A 20,581-nucleotide genomic window follows, 5' to 3' on the forward strand; every position below is an offset into this window, starting at 1 on the left:
GCGAGCCGGATCGGGGTCAGCAACTCTCCTGGTAGCCGCTCTCCGGGATGAGGCGCGCCCACTCCGCCCTGCTCAGCGCACCGCCCGCCCGCGCGCACACCTCGCGCGCCGTCAGCCCCGGGTCCACCGCGACCTCCCGTACGGTCCCGTCGAGCGTGACCCCGCGCAGCCGCCTGCCGTCCTGGCTGAAGGCTGGCCCGGAGGCCCACGAACCGACCTGGCCGACCTCGCGCAGCGCCGCGGTGTCCCAGAGCGAGGTACGGCCGGCGTCCACGGCCAGCAGGTCGCCGCCGGGGGAGAAGCGCAGCTCGTCCACCGGGGCGGAGCCGGTCTCGATCGTGCCGATGGGCTCGCGCTCGTGCACGTCCCACAGCAGCACCCGGCCGGCGTCCAGCGCGATCGCCAGCCTGCCGCCGTCGGGGGAGAAGGCCAGCGCCGTCGGGGCGGCTCCATCGGCCAGGTCGAGCGGGGTGATCCGGCCGGTGGGCAGGTCGAGCAGGTTCGGGCCGGCGGCCAGCGTGGAGCCGTCGGGGCTGAAGGCCAGCGCCAGGTCGCCCGCGCCCGCGTACGCCTTGATCCGGCGCCCGGTGCGCACCTCCCACGTCTCCAGCAGCGTCCTGCGGGCGGTGGCCAGGGTGCCGCCGTCGGGGGAGAGCGCCACGGCGGGCACGTCGCCGCCCGCGTCGATCGCGGACACCTGCCTGCCTCCGGCCACCTCCCATACGGTCACCGGGTCGCCCGCCACCGCCAGCAGCCGCCCGCCCGCGTCGAACGCCAGGTCGCCGGCCGCCGCGATGCGGCCCAGCTTCCTGCGTTCCTCGGTGTCGGTGAGCTCGATGGCGTTGCCGACCTCCTTGGCGGCGACCCGGCCGTTGCCGGAGAACGCGGCGACGTGCCCGTCGTCGGACGGCGCCGGCAGGCCGGACACGTCGAGCGAGACGACGGAGCCGGTGCCGCTGAGGTAGCGCAGCTGGCGGCCGTCCGAGGAGAAGGCCAGGCCGTGGCCGGGGTCCTGGAGGGGGTAGGAACCGGCCAGGCGGCGCTCGGCGACGTTCCAGACGCGTACCTCGCCGTCGCCGGGGAGTGCCAGCAGGCGGCCGTCGGGGCTGAAGACCAGCGGGCCCGCCGACGCGCCCGGGGTCGTCTCCAGCCCGTCCACGACCTCGACACCCCACGCCCCGTCCTCCGGCGGACCGGCCCCGTCCTCGGGCTGCCCGGCCTCGCGCTCCCGGCCCGTGCCCGGCGCGTCCCCGGTGCCGTCGCCCGGCCGGGCAGCCTGGCCGGTCCGCGTCGCCTCGCCGTCACGGGCTTGCCCTGACTGCGGATCACCGCTGCCGGGCCGCCCGGCACCCGCCTCGTCGGCGTCCCCCCGCTGCGCTCCGGTCGCGCGGGCCTGCGGCTGAGCGGTGCCCGCCCCGGCGGTCATGCTGGCCTGTGGTTGAGCGGTGCCCGCCTGGGCGGTCGTGCGGACCTGTGGTTGAGCGGTGCCCGCCCCGGAGGTTGCGCGGGACTGCGGTTGCGTGGTGCCCGTTTGGGCGGTCGTGCGGGACTGCGGTTGCGTGGTGCCCGTTTGGGCGGTCGTGCGGGGTTGCGGCTCGGTGGTCCGGCCGCCGTCGGTGCTGAAGGTCTCGACCCGGTCAGGCCCGGTCGTGCTCTCGGGCGTGCCCGCCGCGGGGGCCTGCGAGGCGGTAGTCGCGGGGGACGGGGCCGAGGTCTGGGCGGGGGTGGGGAGCGCGAGCACGCCCGGGCTCTGCGCGGCGGTGGTCGGCGCGGGCGCCGGGCTGCCGGCGAGGTCGGCGGGGGTGTCGGGGCCCGGCTCCACGGCCGCGCCGAACGTCTCCTCGGCCCCCGTACGCGACCGACTGCCCCCGGCCCCCACCAGCGTCACCCCGTCGCGCCCCGCCACCGCCAGCATGCGCCCGTCGGGGCTGAAGGCCACGGCGGGGGCGGCCGCGTCAGCGCCCGTGAGCGGCTCGACCTCGACCACCCCGGTCCTGGTGCGGCGCGCAGCCAGGTTCCACAGCTCGACCCGCCCGGCCGGCCGCGAGACGGCCGCCCGCGTCCCGTCGGGCGACAGCGCCACCTTCGCGTCCGTCACGTCGAACAGCACGCGCGTCCCCTGGTAGACCCGCGTCCTGTTCCCCCGGCTGATCGTGTAGACGCCGGCGGCGGGCGCGCGCCCGGTGGTCACGTCGATCGGCCCGGCGCCGCTCACGTCCGCGTACAGCCCGTCGTCGCTCAGCGCCGTCACCCCGGCAGGCAGCGCGTACGTCACCGCCCGCCGCCTCGACCGCACGTCCCAGACGGTGAGCGCACCGGTGTCCCACCTGACCAGCGTGTCGCCGCGCAGCAGGTACCGGGCCCGCGCGTCGGCCCCGGGATCGGTGAACACGGCCAGCTCCGGCTGCACCAGCGAGGCCTGCAGCGCCGCCCGCGCCTCGAAGACCGGCGCCAGCCGCCACGCGGCCACGCTCAGCCGCATCGCGGTACGCGGGTCGGAGGTGCGCAGCGACTCCGCCCTGGCGGCCACGGCGCGGGCGTCGGCCTCGAGAAGGCGCTCGCGCAGGTCGTTCTGCCCGTGAACGGCCACGACGGTCATCGTGACCGCCACCGCCAGCACCGCCGCCACCGTCGCCAGCGACGGCACGAGCAGCTTCCTGCGCTGCTTGGACAGGGCCACGCTCTCGTTGACGAAGTCGCGTTCTAGCTGGTTCAGCCGCACGTGGCGGCGCTTGGTCGCGGCCCAGCCGAGCGCCGTGTCGAGCTCCTGCCCGCGCAGCAGGTGGCCACGCCCGCGCCGGTGCTCCGACCAGTGCCTGGCGGCCTCGCGGATGCGGCGGTGCACCAGCATGCCCTCGCGCTCGTCGGCCACCCAGCCGCGCAGCCGCGGCCAGGCCCGGTAGAGCGCGGCGCTGGCCGGCGCGACCCGGTCGTCGCTGACGGCCACGAGCCTGCCGACGGCGGTCTCCACCCCCGGCACGCGTACGCTGCGGCGTACCAGCAGCCCGGCCTCCATGAGCGGCCGCAGCACGTCGCCCTCGTCGTGCGGGGTGTCGCCGTCGAGCAGGCGCAGCAGCAGGCCGGGCACCTCCTGCTGCTGCGCGGGCGTGAGCCCCGCGTACACCTCCTCGGCCACCTCGCCCAGCGACCGCTGCCGCACGTACGCGGGCGGCGGGCGCAGCTCGGCGCCGCCGTCCACCAGCAGCTCGGCCGCCGTGGGACGGTCGGCGGGGTCCTTGGCCAGCGCCCGCCCGACCAGCTCGCACAGGGAGTCGGGCAGGCAGCTCACGTCGGGATCGACGGTCAGCAGCCGGTGCATGATGCCGCCGAGGCTCTCCCCGCGGAACGGGTCGTGCCCGGTCGCCGCGAACAGCACCACCGCGCCCCACGCGAACACGTCCGCCGCCGACCCGGCCGCCTGGCCGGTCAGCATTTCGGGCGCCTGGTACGTGTACGCGCCCACCGGCCCGGACACCGGCAGCCCCAGCTCGATCACCTTGGGCCCGTCGTCGGCCAGCAGCACGCTCTCCGGGTTCAGCCCCCGATGGGTCAGCCCCGCCTCGTGCAGCGCGCGCAGCACCTCCGCCAGCGCCCCGGCCAGCGCGACCAGCTCGTCACCCGTGTACGGCCCGTGCAGCGCGACGGCCTGCCGCAGGTCGGGCCCGTCGACGAACTCGCTCACCACGTACGGGACGCCTCCGTCGGACCCGACGGCGACCACCTCCGCCAGATGGCGGCAGGTCACCCGCTCGTACCGGTGCCCGACCTCGCCCCGCGGCACCGTGACCGCGAACCTGCGGCCCTCGTCGTCGTAGGCGTCGTAGACGACACCGCGCCCGCCGGCGCCCAGCCTGGCGGCCGGCCAATAGCCGCCAAGCCTTTCTGGGTCACCGGGCACCAAGCGCATCGTCACTGGAGCTTAGATGCACGACACCGCCCATTGGTTGTCCGGGACCACGTTTCCGGGAGGGACGCCACAGGTCCCCCGCGCGCCTCGGGGGACCCGCGCGTCATGATCATTATGCCAGGCTTCGCGAAGCGGCCCGCCAATCGTGCCGGAGCACGGCCATGAGCACGCAGTCGTGCCACTCCCCGTCCCACAGGAGCGCGTCGCGCTCGACGCCCTCCTCCACGAACCCCAGCTTCTTGTAGACGTGCCGCGCCCGCTCGTTGAAGGCGTAGACGCCCAGCCTGATCCGGTGCAGCGGCGTGGTCTCGAAGGCGTGGCGGAGCACCAGCTCGATCGCCTCGCTGCCGTAGCCCTTGCCGAACACGCGGGGGCCGATCAGGCCGATGCGCAGGTTGCACGACAGGTTGGCGGTGTCCAGCTCGTTGAGCACCACCTCGCCGACGTACTCGTCGTCCGCCATGATCGCCAGGTCGAGCCGGTCGGGGTGGTCGCCGCGCGTGGCGTACCACACGCGGAGCTGGTCGGGGTCGAACCCGGCGTGCGAGCCCGTCAGCCGGCGCACGTCAGGGTCGGAGACCAGTTCCAGCAGTCCCTCGACGTGCTCGGGACCGACCGGGCGCAGCGTCACGCGCGCACCCTTCAGTGTGGGTTTCTCGGCGAACATCCTTTCTGGCTATCAGTCTCGATCAACGCGGGGCAAACCCATTTTGCGCAGCACCGCGTCGCGTACCTGCTCCGGGGTGAGCACGCCGACGTCGCAGATGACGTCCGCCGCCTCGCGGAAGTACGCCTCGCGGCGGGCCCGCATCTCCTTCGGGTCGTAGTCGGGCCGGTGCTTGCTGGTGCGCATGCGCTCGGCCAGCACCTCGTCGTCGGCGTCCACCCAGACCACGAACGCCTGGCGCAACGCCGCGCGCACCTCGGCGTTCTCCATCACGCTGGCCGCCGCGGCGATCACCTTCGGCTCGCCCGCCAGCCCCTCCAGCACGTGCTCGGCCTCGTACCGGTGCAGCGCTTCCCTGCCCTCGCGGGCGGCGATCGGCGCGGAGGGGGCGCCGTACTTGTCCTGGAGGTACCCGTCGCTGTCGGTGAACGGCAGCCCGAGCGCCTCCGCGATCAAGCGGCCGGACGTCGTCTTACCCGCGCCCATGAGCCCGATCATCACGACTGGTTTGTTTTTCGACATGTGGATAGAGGTTCCTTCGTGTCAAGGAGGTAAATCTGATGACCATCGCCGGAAGCATCATCCTCATCATGCTCGGTGCGATCCTCACCTGGGCCGTCGAGTTCGACCTCGCCGGCCTCGACATCAACGTAGTGGGCGTCATCCTCATGCTCGGTGGCCTGGTCGGGCTCCTGTTCGGCATATACAGGATCACCGTCACGCGCCGGGCGGTCGGCCCGATCGACGAGCCGGTGCACCGTCACGAGGTCTACGAGGAGCCCGAGGCCCGTAGGACCACGGTCTACGAGGAGCGCCGCCACTACGACGAACCACCGCTGTAGGAGGTGAACCGACATGCCAGCTGTTGAAGAGCTGCCGTCGACCATCAAGCGTTCTCCGAAGAAGGCGCAGAACACGTGGATCAAGGCGCACGACTCGGCCGTCAAGGAGTACGGCGAGGGGCGGCGCGCCCACATGACCGCGTTCGCCGCGCTGAAACACTCCTTCGAGAAGGTGGGAGACCACTGGGAGTCGAAGAACGGCAAGGGCCCTTCCGACAAGGGCGCCACCGACCGCTCCGGCCGGACGGCCGAGGGCGTGGACGCCAACGCCAGCAAGGAACACCTGCAGAAGGTGGCCGCGAAGCTGGGGGTGACCGGCCGGTCGAAGATGACCAAGCAGGAACTGGTCGGCGCCATCAAGAAGGCCAACAGGACCGCCACGGCGAAGTCCCGCCCGAGCGCGAAGTCCAACGGCACGAAGTCCAACGGCACGAAGTCCAACGGCACGAAGTCCACGAGCACGAGGTCCTCGGCCGCGAAGTCTTCGAGCACGAGGTCTTCGAGCACCAGGTCCACGGCCACGAAGTCTTCGAGCACGAAGTCTTCGGGCACCAAGTCGGGCACCAAGTCGGGTACCAAGTCCGGTACGAGGGCGGCCACCTCGTCGAGGTCCGGCACCAGGACGACGTCCAAGGTGAAGTCGGCGCCCAAGTCGGCCTCCAAGTCGAAGCCGGCGCCCAAATCGGCGTCCAGGACGAAGTCCGCTTCCAAGAAGAGCTCCACGGCGAGGAAGTCCCGCTGACAGGACGGGGCCACATCCGCCACCGACCAGAGGGCCGCCGATCTATCCGGATCGCCGGCCCTCACTCATGCCCGCCACCCCCGCCTCACACCAGCCGCTTGACGGCGTCGGCGATGGCGTGGCGGTCGATCCGGGCGTCGGCCAGCTGCTCCTGCGGCGTCGCGGACCCGGGCAGGTCGGTCACGGCCAGCTTCACCACCCGCGGCCCCAGCTCGCTCACCGCGTCCATCACCGCGTCGCCCAGCCCGCCCTCGATCCGGTGGTCCTCCACCGTGATCAGGTTGCCGGTGGTGGTCGCCGCCTCGACCAGCGCCGCCGTGTCGACGGGCTTGATGGAGTACAGGTCGATCACCCCCACGGGGATGCCGTCCGCCTGGAGACCGTCGGCCGCCGCCAGCGCCTCGTGCACGGTGACGCCCGCCGCCACGATCGTGGCCCGGTCGCCGGGCGTGTGCCGCAGCACCCGCGACCCGCCCACCGAGAACCGCTCACCCGGCTGGTAGATCACCGGCGTGTCGCCCCGCGTGGTCCGCAGGTAGGACACGCCCTCCAGGTCCGCCATCTCGCCGATCAGGGCCGCCGTCTGGTTGGCGTCGCACGGGTAGAGCACGGTGCTGCCGTGCACCGTCCGCATCATCGCCAGGTCCTCCAGGCCCATCTGGGAGGGCCCGTCCTCGCCGATCGCCACCCCGGCGTGCGAGCCGACCAGCCGGATGTCCGCCCCGCTCACGCCCGCCATCCTGATGAAGTCGTGCGCCCTGGTCAGGAACGCCGCGAACGTGGCCGCGTACGGCTTCCAGCCTCGCACCTGCAGCCCGACGGCCGCCGCGACGAGCTGCTGCTCGGCGATGTACATCTCGAAGAACCGCTCGGGATGCTCCTTGCCGAACGTCTCCGTCTTCGTCGAGTCCGCCACCTCGCCGTCCAGCGCCACCACGTCCCCGCGCGCCGAGCCGAGCGCCGCCAGCGCCGCCCCGTACGCCGTCCGCGTCGCCACCTTCTCACCCACCGGGTACGACGGCGCCTTCATCCCGTTGCTCCCGAACCGGAACGGCGCCGCGCCCGGCTCCGGCCTGTGCACCTCGACCCGCACGCTCCTGGCCCCGCCCAGCTCCTCGACGGCCTTGCCCGGGTCCTTCAGCGCTTTGCCATGGGCGCCCTCGCGGTTCTCCACCTCCAGGACCCCTTCGCCCTTGCGGGTCTTGGCCAGGATCACGGTCGGCCGCCGCCGCGTGTTGCAGGCGTCGCCCAGGGCGTAGTCGATCTGGCCGGGGTCGTGCCCGTCGATCTCGATCGTGTGCCAGCCGAACGCGCCGAACCTGCGCGCGTACGCCCCGGTGTCCCAGCCGTGCCTGGTGGGGCCGCGCTGGCCGAGGCGGTTCACGTCCACGATGGCGGTCAGGTTCGCCAGCCCCTCGCCGCCCGCGTGCTCGGCCGCCTCCCAGATGGAGCCCTCGGCCAGCTCGCTGTCGCCGCACAACACCCAGACCCGGTACGGCATGCGTTCCAGCCGCCCGGCCATCGCCACCCCCACCCCAACGGGCAACCCCTGCCCCAGCGACCCGGTGGCGACGTCCACCCAGGGCAGCCGGGGCGTGGGATGGCCCTCCAGGCGGCTGCCTCTTCGCCTGAACGACAGCAGCTCCTCGTCGCTGATCACGCCGGCCGCCTTGTAGAGCGAGTAGAGCAGAGGCGAGGCGTGTCCCTTGGAGAAGATCAGGTGGTCGTTGGCCGGGTTGTCCGGGTCGTCGAAGTCGTAGCGGAGGTGGCACGCGAACAGCACGGCCATCAGGTCGGCCGCGGACATGGACGAGGTCGGGTGGCCGGAACCTGCTTCCGCCGCCGCCCGTACGGAGTCCACCCGCAACTGCGCCGCCAGTTCGGCCAGGTACTGAAGATCGCGGTCAGGCATCATGACCTCCCCTGAGATGGTTTCAGCCCCGTCTACCCCGGCGAAGCCGCTTAACGCGGGCCGCGCCGGGGCGGGCGGGGCTGGGAGGTCAGGCCCGGCGGGCCCGCCGTACGGCGGTGAGCGCCGCCGCGGCGGCGCCGCCGGCGAGGCCGAGCAGGACGGGCAGCCGGTGCTGCGAGAGCCAGACCTGCGGGCTGCGCCCGTGCGAGCGGTGGTCGAACGACCCGTGCGCCCCGTAGTCGGAGCTGTCGTCGGCGGGCTCCCACAGGTTTGCCACGCCGGTGGGCGCCTTCTCGTCCGTCACCTGCGACTGCGTGCCCGTCCTGGCCAGATACCGGTCCACCAGGGCGGGCGCGACGCGCTGGGCGAGCAGGGTGGCCACCGTGCTGGTGCCGACCCAGTACTCCTTGCGCTCCGGATGCGTGGCGGCGTACACGATCGCCCGCGCCGCCACCTCGGGCTGGTAGATGGGAGGGACCGGCTGGGGGTGCCGGCGCAGCTTGCTCAGGACCCAGTCGAACTGGGGGGTGTTGACCGCCGGGAGCTGGACGAGGGTGATCCGGACGCCGCTGCCGTCGGACATGAGCTCGGTGCGCACCGACTCGGTGAAGCCCTTGATGGCGTGCTTGGCCCCGCAGTAGGCCGATTGCAGGGGGATGCCGCGCTGTGACAGGGCGGATCCGGTCTGGACGATGGCGCCGGCGTTGCGCGGCCGCATCAGGTCGAGGGCGACCTTGGTGCCCCAGACGTAGCCGAGGTAGGTCACAGCGGTGGTGCGTTCGTACTCATCTGGGGAAATATCAGTGAATTTGGCGAAGACAGAGGAGAAGGCGGTGTTTATCCAGACGGATATCGGCCCCATCTCCTTCTCGATGCGCTCGGCCGCGGCGCGTACCTGCTCGTAGTCGGCCACGTCGGCCTCGTACACCTGCCCCGTGCCGCCCTCCACCCCGACGTCCACGGCGGCCGCGCCCAGGCCGGCCGTGCCGCGGGCGATCAGCGCCACCTTGGCTCCCTGCGCGCCGAGCTCGCGTACCACCGCGCGCCCGACCCCGCCGCTCGCGCCCGTCACCACTACCACGCGTCCACGAAGTGGTGCCATGTCGTGATCAGCCCGCCTCTCTGTCCGGTCCTCGCCGCTGCTTCTGGCGCCGTACGGCCAGGACGATGTCGACCGCCGTGGCGATGGCCAGCCCGACGGCGATGACCGTCATGAGCACCGCCCCGGTGAGGAGCCCCAGGACCGCGAACGCGAACAGGAACACCAGGATGAAGGAGCCCACCCTGATGTGCATGTAGTCACGCGGGGTGGCGGGCACCATGGCGTGGCCGCTGCGATCCCGTTCCTCTCGCCATTCTCCGTTGTCAGACATGCGGCTCACCTGCCCGTACCGTTTGCCGCCTAACGTCCGGGGTAGCCCGCCTGCGTGCCCGAGCGAGATCGACGTACGGACGAGGAGTTGCACCCCAGCGACCAGAGCGAGCCGGGCATCGTGCGGCGGCGGCGCGGGCGCGGGTTCGGTTACGAGCGCCCCGACGGGCGCCCGGTGCGCGACGCGGCCACGCTCGCCCGGATCAGGGCGCTGGCGATCCCCCCTGCCTGGCAGGACGTGTGGATCTGCACGTCGCCCAGAGGGCACCTCCAGGCCGTCGGCACGGACTCCGCGGGCCGGCGGCAGTACCGCTACCACGACCTGTGGCGCGAGCAGCAGGACCGGGCCAAGTTCGACCGGGTGCTGGAGGTGGCCGAGCGGCTGCCCGCGTTCAGGAAGGCCGTGGACGACCAGCTCCAGGGCCGCGGGCTGACCAGGCAGCGGGTGCTGGCCGCCGCGGCCAGGCTGCTCGACATCGGCTTCTTCCGCATCGGCGGCGAGAGCTACGACACCTACGGCCTGGCCACGCTCAGGATGGAGCACGTCACCTGCTCGGGCGGCCTGGTCGTCTGCTCCTACCAGGCCAAGGGCGACGTGGCGCGCGAGGTGGAGGTGGCCGACCCGGCCGCGTGCAAGGTGCTGCGCTCGCTCAAGGCGCTGGGCGTGGACGGCGAGCTGCTGCGTTACCGGCACCAGGGCGGGTGGAGCGACATCAGGAGCGAGGACATCAACGACTATCTGCGCGAGATCATCGGCTACGAGGTCACGGCCAAGGACTTCCGCACCTGGCACGCCACCGTCCTGGCGGCGGTGGGCCTCGCGGTGTCCCGGCCGGCGCGCGCGGGCGTCACCAGCAAGAAACGCGCCGTCACGCGGGTGATGCGCGAGGTGTCCGAGTATCTCGGCAACACGCCGACGGTGGCGCGGGCGTCGTACGTGGATCCGCGCGTGGTGGAGGCGTACGACCAGGACAGGACGATCGCGGCGGCCCTGACGGAGCTCGGGGCGGATGCGGATTTCGGGCAGCTCGCCACGGCGGGCCCCGTCGAACGGGCGGTCATCGAGCTGATTCGTGCCGTTTGAGCTGTTCGAACCCGGGCATGCGCCGACAGAAGAAGGAGGCGAGCGATGGAAGCTCCGCAGTACGTCGCGGCCCGTGTCCAGCAGGCGCTGGCCGAGGACGGACGCACGCACGAGCTCGGAATTCGCGTCGACATCAGAGGCGACCAGCTTTTCCTGCGCGGACAGGTGAGCGGGGCCGAGCAGCGCGAGCGGCTCGGCCAGGTGGCGCACGAGGTCGCGCCCGAGCTCCATGTGCACAACGAGATCAACGTCGTTGAGGCGACCGCGCCAGGGGAGGATGAGCATCTTGACTGACCTGCGCATAGCCGCCGTGGGGGACATCCACCTCGGCGAGGACGTCAGAGGCCAGTACAGGAAGAAGCTCGAAGGCATCGAGGACCGCGCGGACGTGTTCATGCTGGCGGGGGACCTCACCAGGCACGGCACGCTGGAGGAGGGCCGGGTGGTGGCCGACGAGGTGCGCGGGCTGCCGATCCCGGTCGTCGCGGTGCTCGGCAACCACGACTATCACTCCGACCTGCAGTACGAGATCGCCGGCGAGCTGCGTGACGCCGGCGTCATCGTGCTCGACGACGACGGCGTCGTGGTCCAGTGCGGCGACAAGAAGCTGGGCGTCGTCGGCGGGAAGGGGTTCGGCGGCGGGTTCGCGGGCAAGTGCGCCAGCGAGTTCGGCGAGCGCGAGATCAAGAACTTCGTCTCCCACACGCGCTACATCGCCGAGGCGTGGAAGGTGGCGCTGAAGGAGATCGTCGCCGACCACCGGGTGGTGCTGTCGCACTACTCACCGATCAAGGAGACGCTGGAGGGCGAGCCGCACGAGATCTACCCCTTCCTCGGCAGCTACCTGCTGGCGGAGGCGGTCGACACGGCCGGCGCCGACCTGATCCTGCACGGGCACGCACACAAGGGCAGCGAGAAGGGCATGACGCCCGGCGGCATCCGGGTGCGCAACGTGGCGCTGCCGGTGCTCGGCAGGGCGTACAGCGTGTACTGCCTCAACTGCTCCGACGACATGCTGCTGCACGAGCACTAGCCGCGGGCCCCGCTAGAGCACCCGTACGGCGAGCACGCACACGTCGTCCTCGGCCGCGTCGCCGCCCAGCCGGGTGAGCAGGCAGTTGATCATCTGCTCCGGGTCGTCGTCGGCGCAGAAGTCCGTGGCCTGGACCAGGGCCTCCACCCCCGCCTCCAGGTCCCGCCCGCGCCGCTCGACGATCCCGTCGGTGTAGAGCAGCAGGACGTCGCCCGACCGGAGCCGCGTGGTCGTCAGCTGGTACTCGGTCACGTCGAACGCGCCGAGCATCATCCCCTGCGCGCCGTCGATCTGCTCCGCCCGGCCGTCCCTGATCAGCAGCGGGGCGGGATGGCCGGCGTTCGTCCAGCGGAACGTGCAGTCCTGCGGGTCGAAGTGGCCGATGACGGCGGTCCCGGTCACGGTGATGCCCTCGTTGGAGTGCACGATCAGGTCGTTCAGCCAGGTGGCGAGCCGGTCGGCGGAGGCCTGCGTGTAGGCCAGCCCGGCCAGCCCCGAGCGCATCTGCAACATGATGCCGGTGGCGGTCAGCCCATGGCCCATGGCGTCGCCGATGGCGAGCAGCACCCTGCCGTCGGGGATGAGGCGGGCCTTGAACCAGTCGCCGCCGAGCCGGATCAGCTCCTCGCCGGGCAGGTAACGCACGCCGACGGTCAGCCCGGGCAGGTGGATGAGGCCGCGGCGGATCGGCAGGATCGTGTTCTGGAGCTGGACGGTGACCCGGTGCTCCTCCTCGGCCCGCTCGCGCTGCCTGGTCGCCTGCTCGTGCGCCACCGCCAGGGCGCGTTCCCTGCGCCGGTTCTTCGTCACGTCCTGGGCCAGGCAGCGCACCTTGACCGGCACGCCGTCGGCGTCGAGTATCGGCTCGCCGAACACGCACAGGTGCCGCACCCCGTACCGGTGCTGGATCCTGAACTCCGTCTCGACCGCCTCCCTGTGCTCCAGCAGGGAACGGATCTGGTCCTCGACGATCGGCAGGTCGTCCGGCACCACCACGGCCGGCAGCTCCTCCAGCGGCATCGGCCCCGCGTCGCGTTCGCGGCCGAACATCTCGTACATCTCGGGAGTCCACAACGCGCGCTGCGTGGCCAGGTTCCACTCGCCCCAGCCGAGCTGGGCCAGGCGCTGCGCGCGCTGCCAGCCGGAGACGAGCAGCTCCTCGTCGTCCATGGCGCGCCAGCTCACCAGCAGCCCTTCGTCCACGCGGGCCGCGCGCACGTTGAGCGTGGCCGGCCAGACCAGGTAGTCGAGCACCTCCACGAACTCCAGCCCCTCCCGGTGGATGGGCTCGCCGGACTCGAAGACGCCGATGTAGTCGTCCAGCAGTCCCGAGCCGGCCATGCCGGGGCTGGCCGCCAGGAGCCGGTGCCCGGCCAGCTCGGAGGCGGTACGCCCGGCCACCGTCCTGGCGTGCCGGTTGGCGGCGAGGATCAGGAAGTCCACGACGCGGCCCGTGGCGTCCTTGACGGGGGTGAGGTAGAGCGCGGAGGCGTGGACGGCCTCCAGCATGCCGGTCACCCAGCCGGGCACGTGCAGCGGCTGCCTGGGCTCGTCAGGGGGGCGCTCGATGCCCTTGGCCACCTCGACGAGGTCCAGGCCGCTGTGCCGGGCCATCCTGGAGAGCCGCTCGGCCGCCTCGCCCGGCCGCACGTTCAGCTCCGTGGCGAGCCGGGCGACGGCCTCGTCGAGGATGGCCTCGTCACGCATGTGCAGGCGCAGCCGTACGAGCAGGTCGCGCAGCCTCGCCGAGACAGCGCCTGACTCGTAGCGGCTGAACGGCGGAAATCTACTCACACGCTCCTCATGCCCGGCGGGCGGGAATCGAGGAGCGTCACCGGCGATATTTCAGCAAAACGTAGCGGCCGCTGGACCGTTCTCGGGGATCGGCCCAGCGGCGGAGAAGGGGCGATGAACGGATCGAACGGCGCCCCTAGACATTGAAGATACTGACCCCGCCAGGCCCGACCAGGAAACCGAGGACGATGAGCACGATCCCCCAGAGCAGGTCGCGCCGGGCCAGGATCACATAGATCCCGGAGATGACGAGAATTACTGCGATGATCCAGAGCAAAGTAGCCATGCGCTGGCATCTGCCCTCAGGAAGCGCCGCATAACATAAGCGTTCAGGGCAGGAAAAGTTCATGACGACCTTCGGTTATTTCCTGTCGTGCGAGGAACACGGCCCCGGAGAGCTGGTGCGTCAGGCCAAGGCCGCCGAACGCGCCGGCTTCGAGGCCCTGTGGATCTCCGACCACTTCCACCCCTGGCTGGACGCGCAGGGGGAGGCGCCGTTCGTCTGGTCGGTGATCGGCGCGCTGGCCGAGGCCACGTCCCTGCCCATCACCACCGCCGTGACCTGCCCCCTGATCCGTACGCATCCGGTGGTGATCGCCCACGCCGCCGCCACCACGGCCGCGCTCACCGGCGGCCGGTTCCGGCTCGGCGTGGGCACCGGAGAGGCGCTCAACGAGCACGTGATCGAATCCCGCTGGCCGCCGCTGAGCGAGCGGCTGGAGATGCTGGAGGAGGCGATCGGGCTGATGCGCGAGCTGTTCACGGGGAAGCTGGTCACCCACCGGGGCCGCCACTACCGCGTGGACACCGCCAGGCTCTACACGCTGCCCGACGAGCCGGCGCCCATCCTGGTGTCGGGGCTGGGCGAGAAGTCCACGTCGCTGGCCGGGCGGCTGGGCGACGGGTACGTCTCGGTCGCGCCGGACGCCCATGCCGTACGCGCCTTCCGCGACGCGGGCGGCGCCGGCAAGCCCGCGCTCGGCGGGCTCAAGGCCTGCTACGCCCCCGACGAGGCCGAGGCCCGCAGGACCGTGCACCGCCTGTGGCCCACGCAGGGCGTCAAGGGCGAGGCGTCGCAGCTCCTGCCGCTGCCCCGGCACTTCGAGCAGCTCGCGGGAATGGTGACGGAGGACGAGGCCGTCGCCGGCAGCCCGGTCGGCCCCGACCCCGAGGTGCACGCCCAGGCCATCAGGGAGTACGTGGACGCCGGGTTCGACGAGGTCTACGTCAACCAGATCGGGACCGGGCAGGACGCGTTCTTCGACTTCTACCGGCGCGAGGTCCTGCCGCTGGTCCGCTGACCGCCGGGCCGCAGCATGCCCGCCAGCAGCTCCCTCAGCGCGACCTCCAGCTCCTCCGGCGTGGGCACGCTGCCCGCCCCGGCGATGGCGTCGAACAGCAGCCCGTCCGCGAACGCCACCAGGGTGCGCGCGTGCCGTACCGGGTCGGTGGAGCCCAGGGCCGCCAGCATGGCGACGGCCGGGTCGCGGAAGCGCCGCCCGGCCTCGTCGTAGATCCTGCGCAGCTCCGGCCGCCTGGTCGCCTCCAGGGCCAGCTCGTAGCGGGCCAGCGTGCGGCGCCGGTCCGTGAGCTGGACGTGCAGCGCCTGCGCCATGCGCGCGGGCAGGTCCGGCTCGTCGGGGCCGCTGCCGTACGCCCCGGCCAGGGCCAGGGTCTCCAGCTCGGTGAGCCGGGACAGCGTCAGCTCCAGCAGCGCCGCGCGGGTGCGGGCGAGGTTGGACGTGGAGCCGGGCGGCAGGTCCGCCGCCTCGTCCACGGCCCGGTGGGTGAGCCCGCGCATGCCCCGCTCGGCGAGCAGGGTGATGGCCGTGTCGGCGACGAGGTCGGAGCGCTTCACGGAACCCGATACTACAGCGGTAGTGATACCGAACTACAGGCGTAGTATGGTGACACTACAGACGTAGTGAAGGAGAGGCCGAGATGGCAAGGGCTGTGGTGATCGGCGGAGGCGTCGGCGGGCTGGCCGCCGGGGCGGCGCTGCGGCGCAAGGGGTGGGAGGTGACCGTGCTGGAGCGCGCTCCCGTGATCGAGCCGGTCGGGTCGGGGCTGGCGATCGCGGCCAACGCGCTCAAGGCGCTCGACGTCATCGGTGTCGGGGACCGGGTCAGGGAGCTGGCCACCGTGGAGGGCCGGTTCGGCCTGCGCCGGTCGGACGGGAGGTGGCTGACGCACACCACCGAGGCCGTCGCGGACGCCAAGTACGGCGACTCGGTGGTGCTCATGTCGCGGGCCACGCTGATGGAGGTGCTCATGGACGCGTTCGGCCGCGAGCACCTGCACCTGGGCACGACCGTCACCGAGGTGGACCCGGACAAGGGCCTCGTACGGACCGACGCGGGCGATCTGGACGCCGACCTCGTCGTGGGCGCCGACGGGATCAACTCGGCCGTCCGGCGCACGCTCTTCCCCGCGCACCCGGGGCCGGTGTACTCGGGGGTGACGGCCTGGCGCGGGCTCGTCCCGCGCGGCGGGCTGGAGATCCCGCGCTCCGAGAGCTGGGGCCGGGGCACGGTGTTCGGCATCCACCTGCTGGCCGGCGACGTCGTCTACTTCTACGCCACCGACGTGCTGCCCGCCGGCACCGTGCACGCGGACGAGCGCGCGGAGCTGCTGCGCAGGTTCGGAGACTGGCACGACCCGATCCCGGCCCTGCTGCGGGCGGCCGATCCGGCCCGCATCATCCGCAACGACGTCCACTACAACGCCGAGCCGCTGCCCGCCTTCCACCGGGGGAGTGTCGCCCTGGTCGGCGACGCCGCGCACGCGATGACGCCGAACCTCGGGCAGGGCGCCTGCCAGGCGATCGAGGACGGGGTGGTCCTGGCCCACCACGCGGGCCACCACGCCGGTCACGCCTCGGGCGGCGCGCTGCCCGGGGGCGCGCTGGCGGCCTACAGCGCCGCGCGCGTGGAGCGGACCGCGAAGATCGTCCAGCGCTCCTGGACCCTGTGCCGCATGAGCAAGCTCCGCAATCCGCTGGCGGTGGGGCTGCGCGACTTCGGGCTGTCGGCCGCGGCGCGGCTCAGCCCAGATCTGATGTTGCGGTCGATGGACGAGGTGCTGGGCTGGCGTCCACCGGCGGAGGCTGGACGGTGACCTGCGTGGTGGTCTGAAGGCTCGCCTGCACGCTGACCGGCTCCGCCGCCGGGCGCTCCAGCGGGACCGGCGGCTTGGGCGACCCTGCCGGTGCCGGTTTGGGGTGATGGTCGGGCGCGAGCCGGCCGAGCGTGATCGTGCCGCCGATCGTCAGCGCGGCGGCCAGTATGGCGGGCACGGCCGTCGAGGGCGAGGTCGGCAGCGGCTCGCCGAGCAGGATCGCTCCTGCCAGCACGGAGGTGATGGGGTCGATGACCTGCACTCCGGCGTAGGCGATGCCGAAGTAGCCCACGGCGTACGAGCGTTGCAGCAGCACCACCGCGCAGACCAGCAGCACGGGCACGGCCAGGCTGAACCAGTGGATCAACCGCCCCCAGTCACCCTGCATCCCGCCGCCGACCACCCGTACGAACGTGGACACGCTCGCCGTCACGGCCCCCGCTCCCACGGAGAGCAGCATGGCCTTCGCCGGCCCGTGCACCCGGCTCGCGATGACCTGCGTGACCAGCGCGATCGCCGCGATCACGGCGATGAAGGCCAGCGCCGCGCCGTCGCTCAGCACGGGTGTCACGTTGTGCGCCGGCACCAGCAGCATGAGCCAGAGCAGGCCGACGGCCACCGCGATCGAGCCGAGGATCTCGGCCCGGTACGGCCTGCGCCCGTACATGAACGCGGCCAGCGGCACGGCGAACACCAGCGTCGCGACGCTGATCGGCTGCACGGCGACCAGCGGGGCGAAGCTCAGCGCGACGGCGTGCAGGCAGGCACCGCTGAAGGAGATGATGCCGCCGACCCACCAGCGAGGGCGTCTCACCAGGCTGAGCGAGGCGCCCTCGGCCGCGACCTCGAACTGTTGCATCGCCGCGCCGAGCGCGTATCCCAGCGCTCCGGCCAGGGCGATCAGCATGCCGACCCAGGTCATCGCGGCCCGCGCAGGAGCAGGGATCCTTTCAGGAGCATTGCTCCAGCTTAAGAGGCAGCAGACCCTCCAGAATCATCCTTTCGGCCGAAAAGTCCGCATATGTTGCTTCCGACCTGCACGAACATGTGGCGCATCCTTGAGCCGACGGTGGCCGGCGCCGAGGCGTCCGCGCTTTCGCGACACGCTCAGCACAACGCCCGCGACACGCTCAGCACGACGCCCGCGACACGCGCGGCGGGGAGTCCGCGGCCCGCGGCCTACGACTTGCGGCAGACGCAGAACAGGTGCCCCTGCGGATCCTGGAGCACGATCCACCGCGTGCCCTCCTCGGTGATGCCGGGCTGGAACTCGGGCCTGGTGGCCCCCAGCGCGACGTACTCCTCCGCGGCCCGCTCCACGTCCGGCACCTGCAGGTCGAGGTGGAACTGCTTGTCGGGGCTCGGCCACGAGACCGGCTTGCGGTCGGGGACGCGGCCGAAGTAGATGTTGACGGTCCCGTCCGAGATGGCGGCGTACTCGTCCTCCGCGTACGTCACCTCCATCCCGGTCACCTCGTGGTAGAAGGCGGCCAGCGCCCTGGGGTCGTCGCAGTCGATGGTGAAGGCCATGAGGCTTGCTCTCGTCGTCATGTGAAAGAGCCTCCCACCCGTACCTGCCACCTTCTGTCAGGTACGCCAGAGGGCCGCACCTCTGCGGCGCGGCCCTCCGCTTACGGCGTCAAGTCACCCGGGGAGGCGGCCGTAGTAGTCCCCCAGCCGCGTCCGGTACTCGGGCTCCTTGAACGTGCCCTCGTCGAACTCGGGCGCGTCCTTGATCTCGGCCTTGGTGCGGGCCACGTACACGTTGCGTTCCTGGGGATCGATGCGCGTGACCACTCGTGCCGGGAGCATGACCTTCTTACCGAAGATCCACGGACCGGTGTCGACGATGATGTAGCTCTCGCCGACCTCGTACGTCGCCTCGTCGACGGACCCGATCTTGCCGTCGGTGGCCTGGACGTGGTATCCCGCCAAGTCCAGAGCCTGCCCGCGGTTGTAGACGTCAGGTCGATAGTCCCAGAGCTCCATTGGGCTCTCTTCCTCTCTTCTTCCGTCTTCTCGGGCAGGCCCTCAACTACCCATCGCTTTCGGGATAAACCTGTGAGACTGGCTTGGGCGATCCTTGCCCGACATGCCGGTCTGACTCTCCTGACAACCGCCCGCCAGCCGGGGCGCTGGAGCCCCGGGTGTGGATACGATCCGCGCGAGGAGGTCGGATGAGCGTTGAGTGGGCGCCTCCAGGGGTGGATCCGAAGCAGGCGAGCGTGGCACGGGTGCACGACGCGCTGCTGGGCGGCATGGAGAACTTCGCCGCCGACCGCTCCGTGGCGCGCAAGCTCAAGATCGCGGTGCCCGAGGTGGTGGATCTCGTCTGGTGCAACCGCGCCTTCATCGGGCGGGTCGTCGACTTCCTCGTACGGGAGGCCGGCATCAGGCAGATCATCGACCTCGGCGCCGGGCTGCCCACGGTGGAGAACACCCACGAGGTCGCCCAGTTCGCCGCCCCCGACTCCAGAGTGGTGTACGTGGACCTCGACCCCATGGTCGAGCCGCACGCCCGCGCGATACTCAGCGGCAACCCCCGCGCCGACGCCATCACCGCCGACGCCCGCGACGTGGCGGGCGTGCTCGATCACCCGGCGGTGCGCCGCCTGATCGACCTGTCGCAGCCCACGGCGGTCATCGCGATCGGCCTGCTGCACCTGTTCTCCGACAGGGAGAACCCGCACGCGCTGATCAGGGCCTACGCGGACGCGCTGCCGCGCGGCAGCTACCTGGCCGTCTCCAACTTCCTATCCTCCGAGAACCCCAAGGCCAAGGCGCTGGAGGTGATGCTCCAGGCCACGATGGGCACCGGCCACTTCCGCGACCGCCCGGCGATCGAGCGCTTCTTCGACGGCCTGGAGCTGGTGGAACCCGGCGTGGTGCACCTCCCCGAGTGGCATCCGGACGAGCGCATCCCCGGCCCGCTCGCGTCCTGGGAGGAAGTGCTGCTGGGTGGCGTCGCCCGCAAGCCGTAATCCGGTGGGAGCCCGGCTCGCCAGGCCCGTAAGCTGTCACCCGTGCCGAGACGTCTGATCTGCTCCCCGCCCACCGCCCGCTAGCGGGCGGCGTTTTCTGAGATCTCCGGGTCCTACCGATCCGGGGGTGGTTGCTGCCCGCACACCGGGCCCATTCCGACCACTCCACCCGGAGAACTCCTGTCATGACCCATGTCTCCGCCCGGCGGGGCGCCCTGTACGTCTCCGTGGCCGCGACCGCCTGGGGCACCGGCGGCGCAGCCGGATCCCTCCTCTTCGACACCGGCGGCCTCGGCCCCGTCGGCGTCTCCCTGTGGCGCTACCTCCTCGGCGCCGCCTTCCTCCTCTTCCTGTCGCGAGGCCTGCTGTCGCGAGGCCCGCTGTCGCGAGGCCCGCTGCCGAGAGGCACCACGATTGCCTGGAACGGCAGGACGGTGCTCGTCGGCGCCGGGATGGCCGTCTACCAGACCGCGTACTTCGCCGCGATCGCCCACTCCGGCGTGGCCGTCGCCACCGTCGTCACGATGGGCGCCACCCCGATCTTCACCGCCCTCGGCAGCCGCTTCCTGCTGCGCGAACGGCTCGGCAGGCTGGCGCTGTGCGCCCTGGCCGCCGCGCTGGCCGGGCTGCTCCTGCTCACCGGCGAGGCCGCGCTGCAGGCCCGCTCGTCCGCCGGCCTCGCCTTCGCGCTGGTCTCGGCCGCCGGGTACGCCGGGGTCACGCTGCTGTCCCGGCAGGGCAGGGACGACGACCCGCGGGCCACGGCGGTCGGCGGGTTCGTGGTCGGCGCGGTGTGCCTGGCGCCGTTCGCGCTGGCGGAAGGGGTGGTGCCCGAGGTGAGCTGGTCCTCCGTGGCGCTGCTGGTCTACCTGGGCGCGGTGCCGACCGCGCTCGCCTACGGCCTGTTCTTCCGCGCCCTGACCGCCCTGCGGGCCACCACCGTGTCGATCATCTCGCTGGGCGAGGCGGTGGGTGCGGCGCTGCTGGGCGTGTTGCTCTTCGGCGAACGGCTCACGCCCCTGGCCTGGTCGGGCTGCGTGCTGCTGCTGGCGGCGGTCGCGGTGCTCGCCGCACGAGCCGAAACCGCGTGATGTGACGGTCCTGGCCGCCGGATGAGTTAAGGTCCGGTA

20 protein-coding genes and 1 pseudogene are annotated in these 20,581 nt (G+C 72.0%); 9 read left to right on the forward strand and 12 right to left on the reverse strand.

From position 1 onward, the window contains the following. Nucleotides 1–16 precede the first annotated feature (16 nt). The 3 genes from HD593_RS07250 to HD593_RS07260 form a co-directional block, all read right to left on the reverse strand. Nucleotides 17–3,898, reverse strand: a complete 3,882-nt coding sequence (locus tag HD593_RS07250; RefSeq protein WP_185101430.1) for a protein kinase domain-containing protein — start codon at nucleotides 3,896–3,898, stop codon at nucleotides 17–19. 121 nt (nucleotides 3,899–4,019) lie between these two features. Further along, on the reverse strand, nucleotides 4,020–4,538 hold the full coding sequence (locus tag HD593_RS07255; RefSeq protein WP_312903384.1) for a GNAT family N-acetyltransferase: 519 nt from the start codon (nucleotides 4,536–4,538) through the stop codon (nucleotides 4,020–4,022). 48 nt (nucleotides 4,539–4,586) lie between these two features. Beyond that, nucleotides 4,587–5,096 carry a shikimate kinase gene (locus HD593_RS07260; RefSeq protein ID WP_221524642.1) on the reverse strand — a complete coding sequence of 170 codons (510 nt, stop codon included), beginning with the start codon at nucleotides 5,094–5,096 and terminating at the stop codon, nucleotides 4,587–4,589. A 38-nt stretch (nucleotides 5,097–5,134) separates the two neighbouring features. Here HD593_RS07260 and HD593_RS07265 point away from each other — a divergent pair, with 38 nt between their 5' ends. Both HD593_RS07265 and HD593_RS07270 read left to right on the forward strand, forming a co-directional pair. Beyond that, the gene (locus HD593_RS07265) at nucleotides 5,135–5,416 is read left to right on the forward strand and encodes a hypothetical protein (RefSeq protein WP_185101432.1); all 282 of its coding nucleotides are present in this window, start codon (nucleotides 5,135–5,137) and stop codon (nucleotides 5,414–5,416) included. A gap of 13 nt (nucleotides 5,417–5,429) precedes the next feature. Then, nucleotides 5,430–5,810, forward strand: a pseudogene (locus HD593_RS07270) (ChaB family protein); the annotation flags it as partial. Between the two features lie 433 nt (nucleotides 5,811–6,243). Here the strand turns inward: HD593_RS07270 and HD593_RS07275 are convergent. The 3 genes from HD593_RS07275 to HD593_RS07285 all read right to left on the reverse strand — a co-directional run bounded on the left by HD593_RS07275 (nucleotide 6,244) and on the right by HD593_RS07285 (nucleotide 9,443). Beyond that, nucleotides 6,244–8,073 (reverse strand): transketolase, encoded by a 1,830-nt coding sequence (locus tag HD593_RS07275; RefSeq protein ID WP_246546370.1) that lies wholly within the window; start codon nucleotides 8,071–8,073, stop codon nucleotides 6,244–6,246. Nucleotides 8,074–8,158: 85 nt separating this feature from the next. After that, nucleotides 8,159–9,172, reverse strand: a complete 1,014-nt coding sequence (locus HD593_RS07280) for an SDR family oxidoreductase (RefSeq protein ID WP_185101433.1) — start codon at nucleotides 9,170–9,172, stop codon at nucleotides 8,159–8,161. Between the two features lie 7 nt (nucleotides 9,173–9,179). After that, the gene (locus HD593_RS07285) at nucleotides 9,180–9,443 is read right to left on the reverse strand and encodes a hypothetical protein (protein WP_185101434.1); all 264 of its coding nucleotides are present in this window, start codon (nucleotides 9,441–9,443) and stop codon (nucleotides 9,180–9,182) included. 54 nt (nucleotides 9,444–9,497) lie between these two features. Here HD593_RS07285 and HD593_RS07290 point away from each other — a divergent pair, with 54 nt between their 5' ends. Genes HD593_RS07290 through HD593_RS07300 form a run of 3 tightly spaced genes read left to right on the forward strand, consistent with a single transcriptional unit; the run spans nucleotide 9,498 to nucleotide 11,559 of the window. Continuing rightward, nucleotides 9,498–10,526: a DNA topoisomerase IB gene (locus tag HD593_RS07290; RefSeq protein ID WP_312903385.1), complete on the forward strand. Its 1,029-nt coding sequence runs from the start codon at nucleotides 9,498–9,500 to the stop codon at nucleotides 10,524–10,526. Nucleotides 10,527–10,571: 45 nt separating this feature from the next. Next, the gene (locus tag HD593_RS07295) at nucleotides 10,572–10,820 is read left to right on the forward strand and encodes a BON domain-containing protein (RefSeq protein ID WP_080045658.1); all 249 of its coding nucleotides are present in this window, start codon (nucleotides 10,572–10,574) and stop codon (nucleotides 10,818–10,820) included. Then, on the forward strand, nucleotides 10,804–11,559 hold the full coding sequence (locus tag HD593_RS07300; RefSeq protein WP_185101435.1) for a metallophosphoesterase family protein: 756 nt from the start codon (nucleotides 10,804–10,806) through the stop codon (nucleotides 11,557–11,559). The genes HD593_RS07295 and HD593_RS07300 overlap by 17 nt, the downstream gene beginning before the upstream one ends. Nucleotides 11,560–11,571: 12 nt before the next feature. Here the strand turns inward: HD593_RS07300 and HD593_RS64240 are convergent, their stop codons facing one another. Both HD593_RS64240 and HD593_RS07310 read right to left on the reverse strand, forming a co-directional pair. Beyond that, nucleotides 11,572–13,353 (reverse strand): PP2C family protein-serine/threonine phosphatase, encoded by a 1,782-nt coding sequence (locus HD593_RS64240; protein WP_185101436.1) that lies wholly within the window; start codon nucleotides 13,351–13,353, stop codon nucleotides 11,572–11,574. Between the two features lie 136 nt (nucleotides 13,354–13,489). Then, complete coding sequence (locus HD593_RS07310) at nucleotides 13,490–13,639, reverse strand: GPGG-motif small membrane protein (protein WP_165959640.1); 150 nt, start codon at nucleotides 13,637–13,639, stop codon at nucleotides 13,490–13,492. 61 nt (nucleotides 13,640–13,700) lie between these two features. Between HD593_RS07310 and HD593_RS07315 the strand changes: the two genes are divergently transcribed. Continuing rightward, nucleotides 13,701–14,654, forward strand: coding sequence for a TIGR03557 family F420-dependent LLM class oxidoreductase (locus HD593_RS07315; protein ID WP_185101437.1), 954 nt, complete (start codon nucleotides 13,701–13,703; stop codon nucleotides 14,652–14,654). On the opposite strand, the gene HD593_RS07320 is transcribed toward HD593_RS07315, so the two are convergent. Then, nucleotides 14,621–15,211, reverse strand: a complete 591-nt coding sequence (locus HD593_RS07320; protein ID WP_312903386.1) for a TetR/AcrR family transcriptional regulator — start codon at nucleotides 15,209–15,211, stop codon at nucleotides 14,621–14,623. The two genes, HD593_RS07315 and HD593_RS07320, sit on opposite strands and share 34 nt — an antisense overlap. 83 nt (nucleotides 15,212–15,294) lie before the next feature. On the opposite strand from HD593_RS07320, the gene HD593_RS07325 reads away from it, so the two are divergent. Continuing rightward, entirely contained in the window at nucleotides 15,295–16,470 is a 1,176-nt protein-coding gene (locus tag HD593_RS07325) for an FAD-dependent monooxygenase (protein ID WP_185101438.1), read from the forward strand. On the opposite strand, the gene HD593_RS07330 is transcribed toward HD593_RS07325, so the two are convergent. The 3 genes from HD593_RS07330 to HD593_RS07340 form a co-directional block, all read right to left on the reverse strand. Continuing rightward, nucleotides 16,397–17,392 (reverse strand): DMT family transporter, encoded by a 996-nt coding sequence (locus HD593_RS07330; protein ID WP_185101439.1) that lies wholly within the window; start codon nucleotides 17,390–17,392, stop codon nucleotides 16,397–16,399. The genes HD593_RS07325 and HD593_RS07330 overlap by 74 nt on opposite strands. 257 nt (nucleotides 17,393–17,649) lie before the next feature. Further along, complete coding sequence (locus tag HD593_RS07335; RefSeq protein ID WP_185101440.1) at nucleotides 17,650–18,021, reverse strand: VOC family protein; 372 nt, start codon at nucleotides 18,019–18,021, stop codon at nucleotides 17,650–17,652. 93 nt (nucleotides 18,022–18,114) lie between these two features. After that, nucleotides 18,115–18,459: a PRC-barrel domain containing protein gene (locus HD593_RS07340; RefSeq protein WP_185101441.1), complete on the reverse strand. Its 345-nt coding sequence runs from the start codon at nucleotides 18,457–18,459 to the stop codon at nucleotides 18,115–18,117. A gap of 188 nt (nucleotides 18,460–18,647) precedes the next feature. Here HD593_RS07340 and HD593_RS07345 point away from each other — a divergent pair, with 188 nt between their 5' ends. Continuing rightward, on the forward strand, nucleotides 18,648–19,451 hold the full coding sequence (locus HD593_RS07345) for an SAM-dependent methyltransferase (RefSeq protein ID WP_185101442.1): 804 nt from the start codon (nucleotides 18,648–18,650) through the stop codon (nucleotides 19,449–19,451). 185 nt (nucleotides 19,452–19,636) lie between these two features. Next, nucleotides 19,637–20,542 carry a DMT family transporter gene (locus HD593_RS07350; protein ID WP_185101443.1) on the forward strand — a complete coding sequence of 302 codons (906 nt, stop codon included), beginning with the start codon at nucleotides 19,637–19,639 and terminating at the stop codon, nucleotides 20,540–20,542. The last annotated feature ends 39 nt before the right edge of the window (nucleotides 20,543–20,581 follow it).

This window comes from Nonomuraea rubra, from assembly GCF_014207985.1.
In the GTDB taxonomy this organism is placed as follows: domain Bacteria; phylum Actinomycetota; class Actinomycetes; order Streptosporangiales; family Streptosporangiaceae; genus Nonomuraea; species Nonomuraea rubra.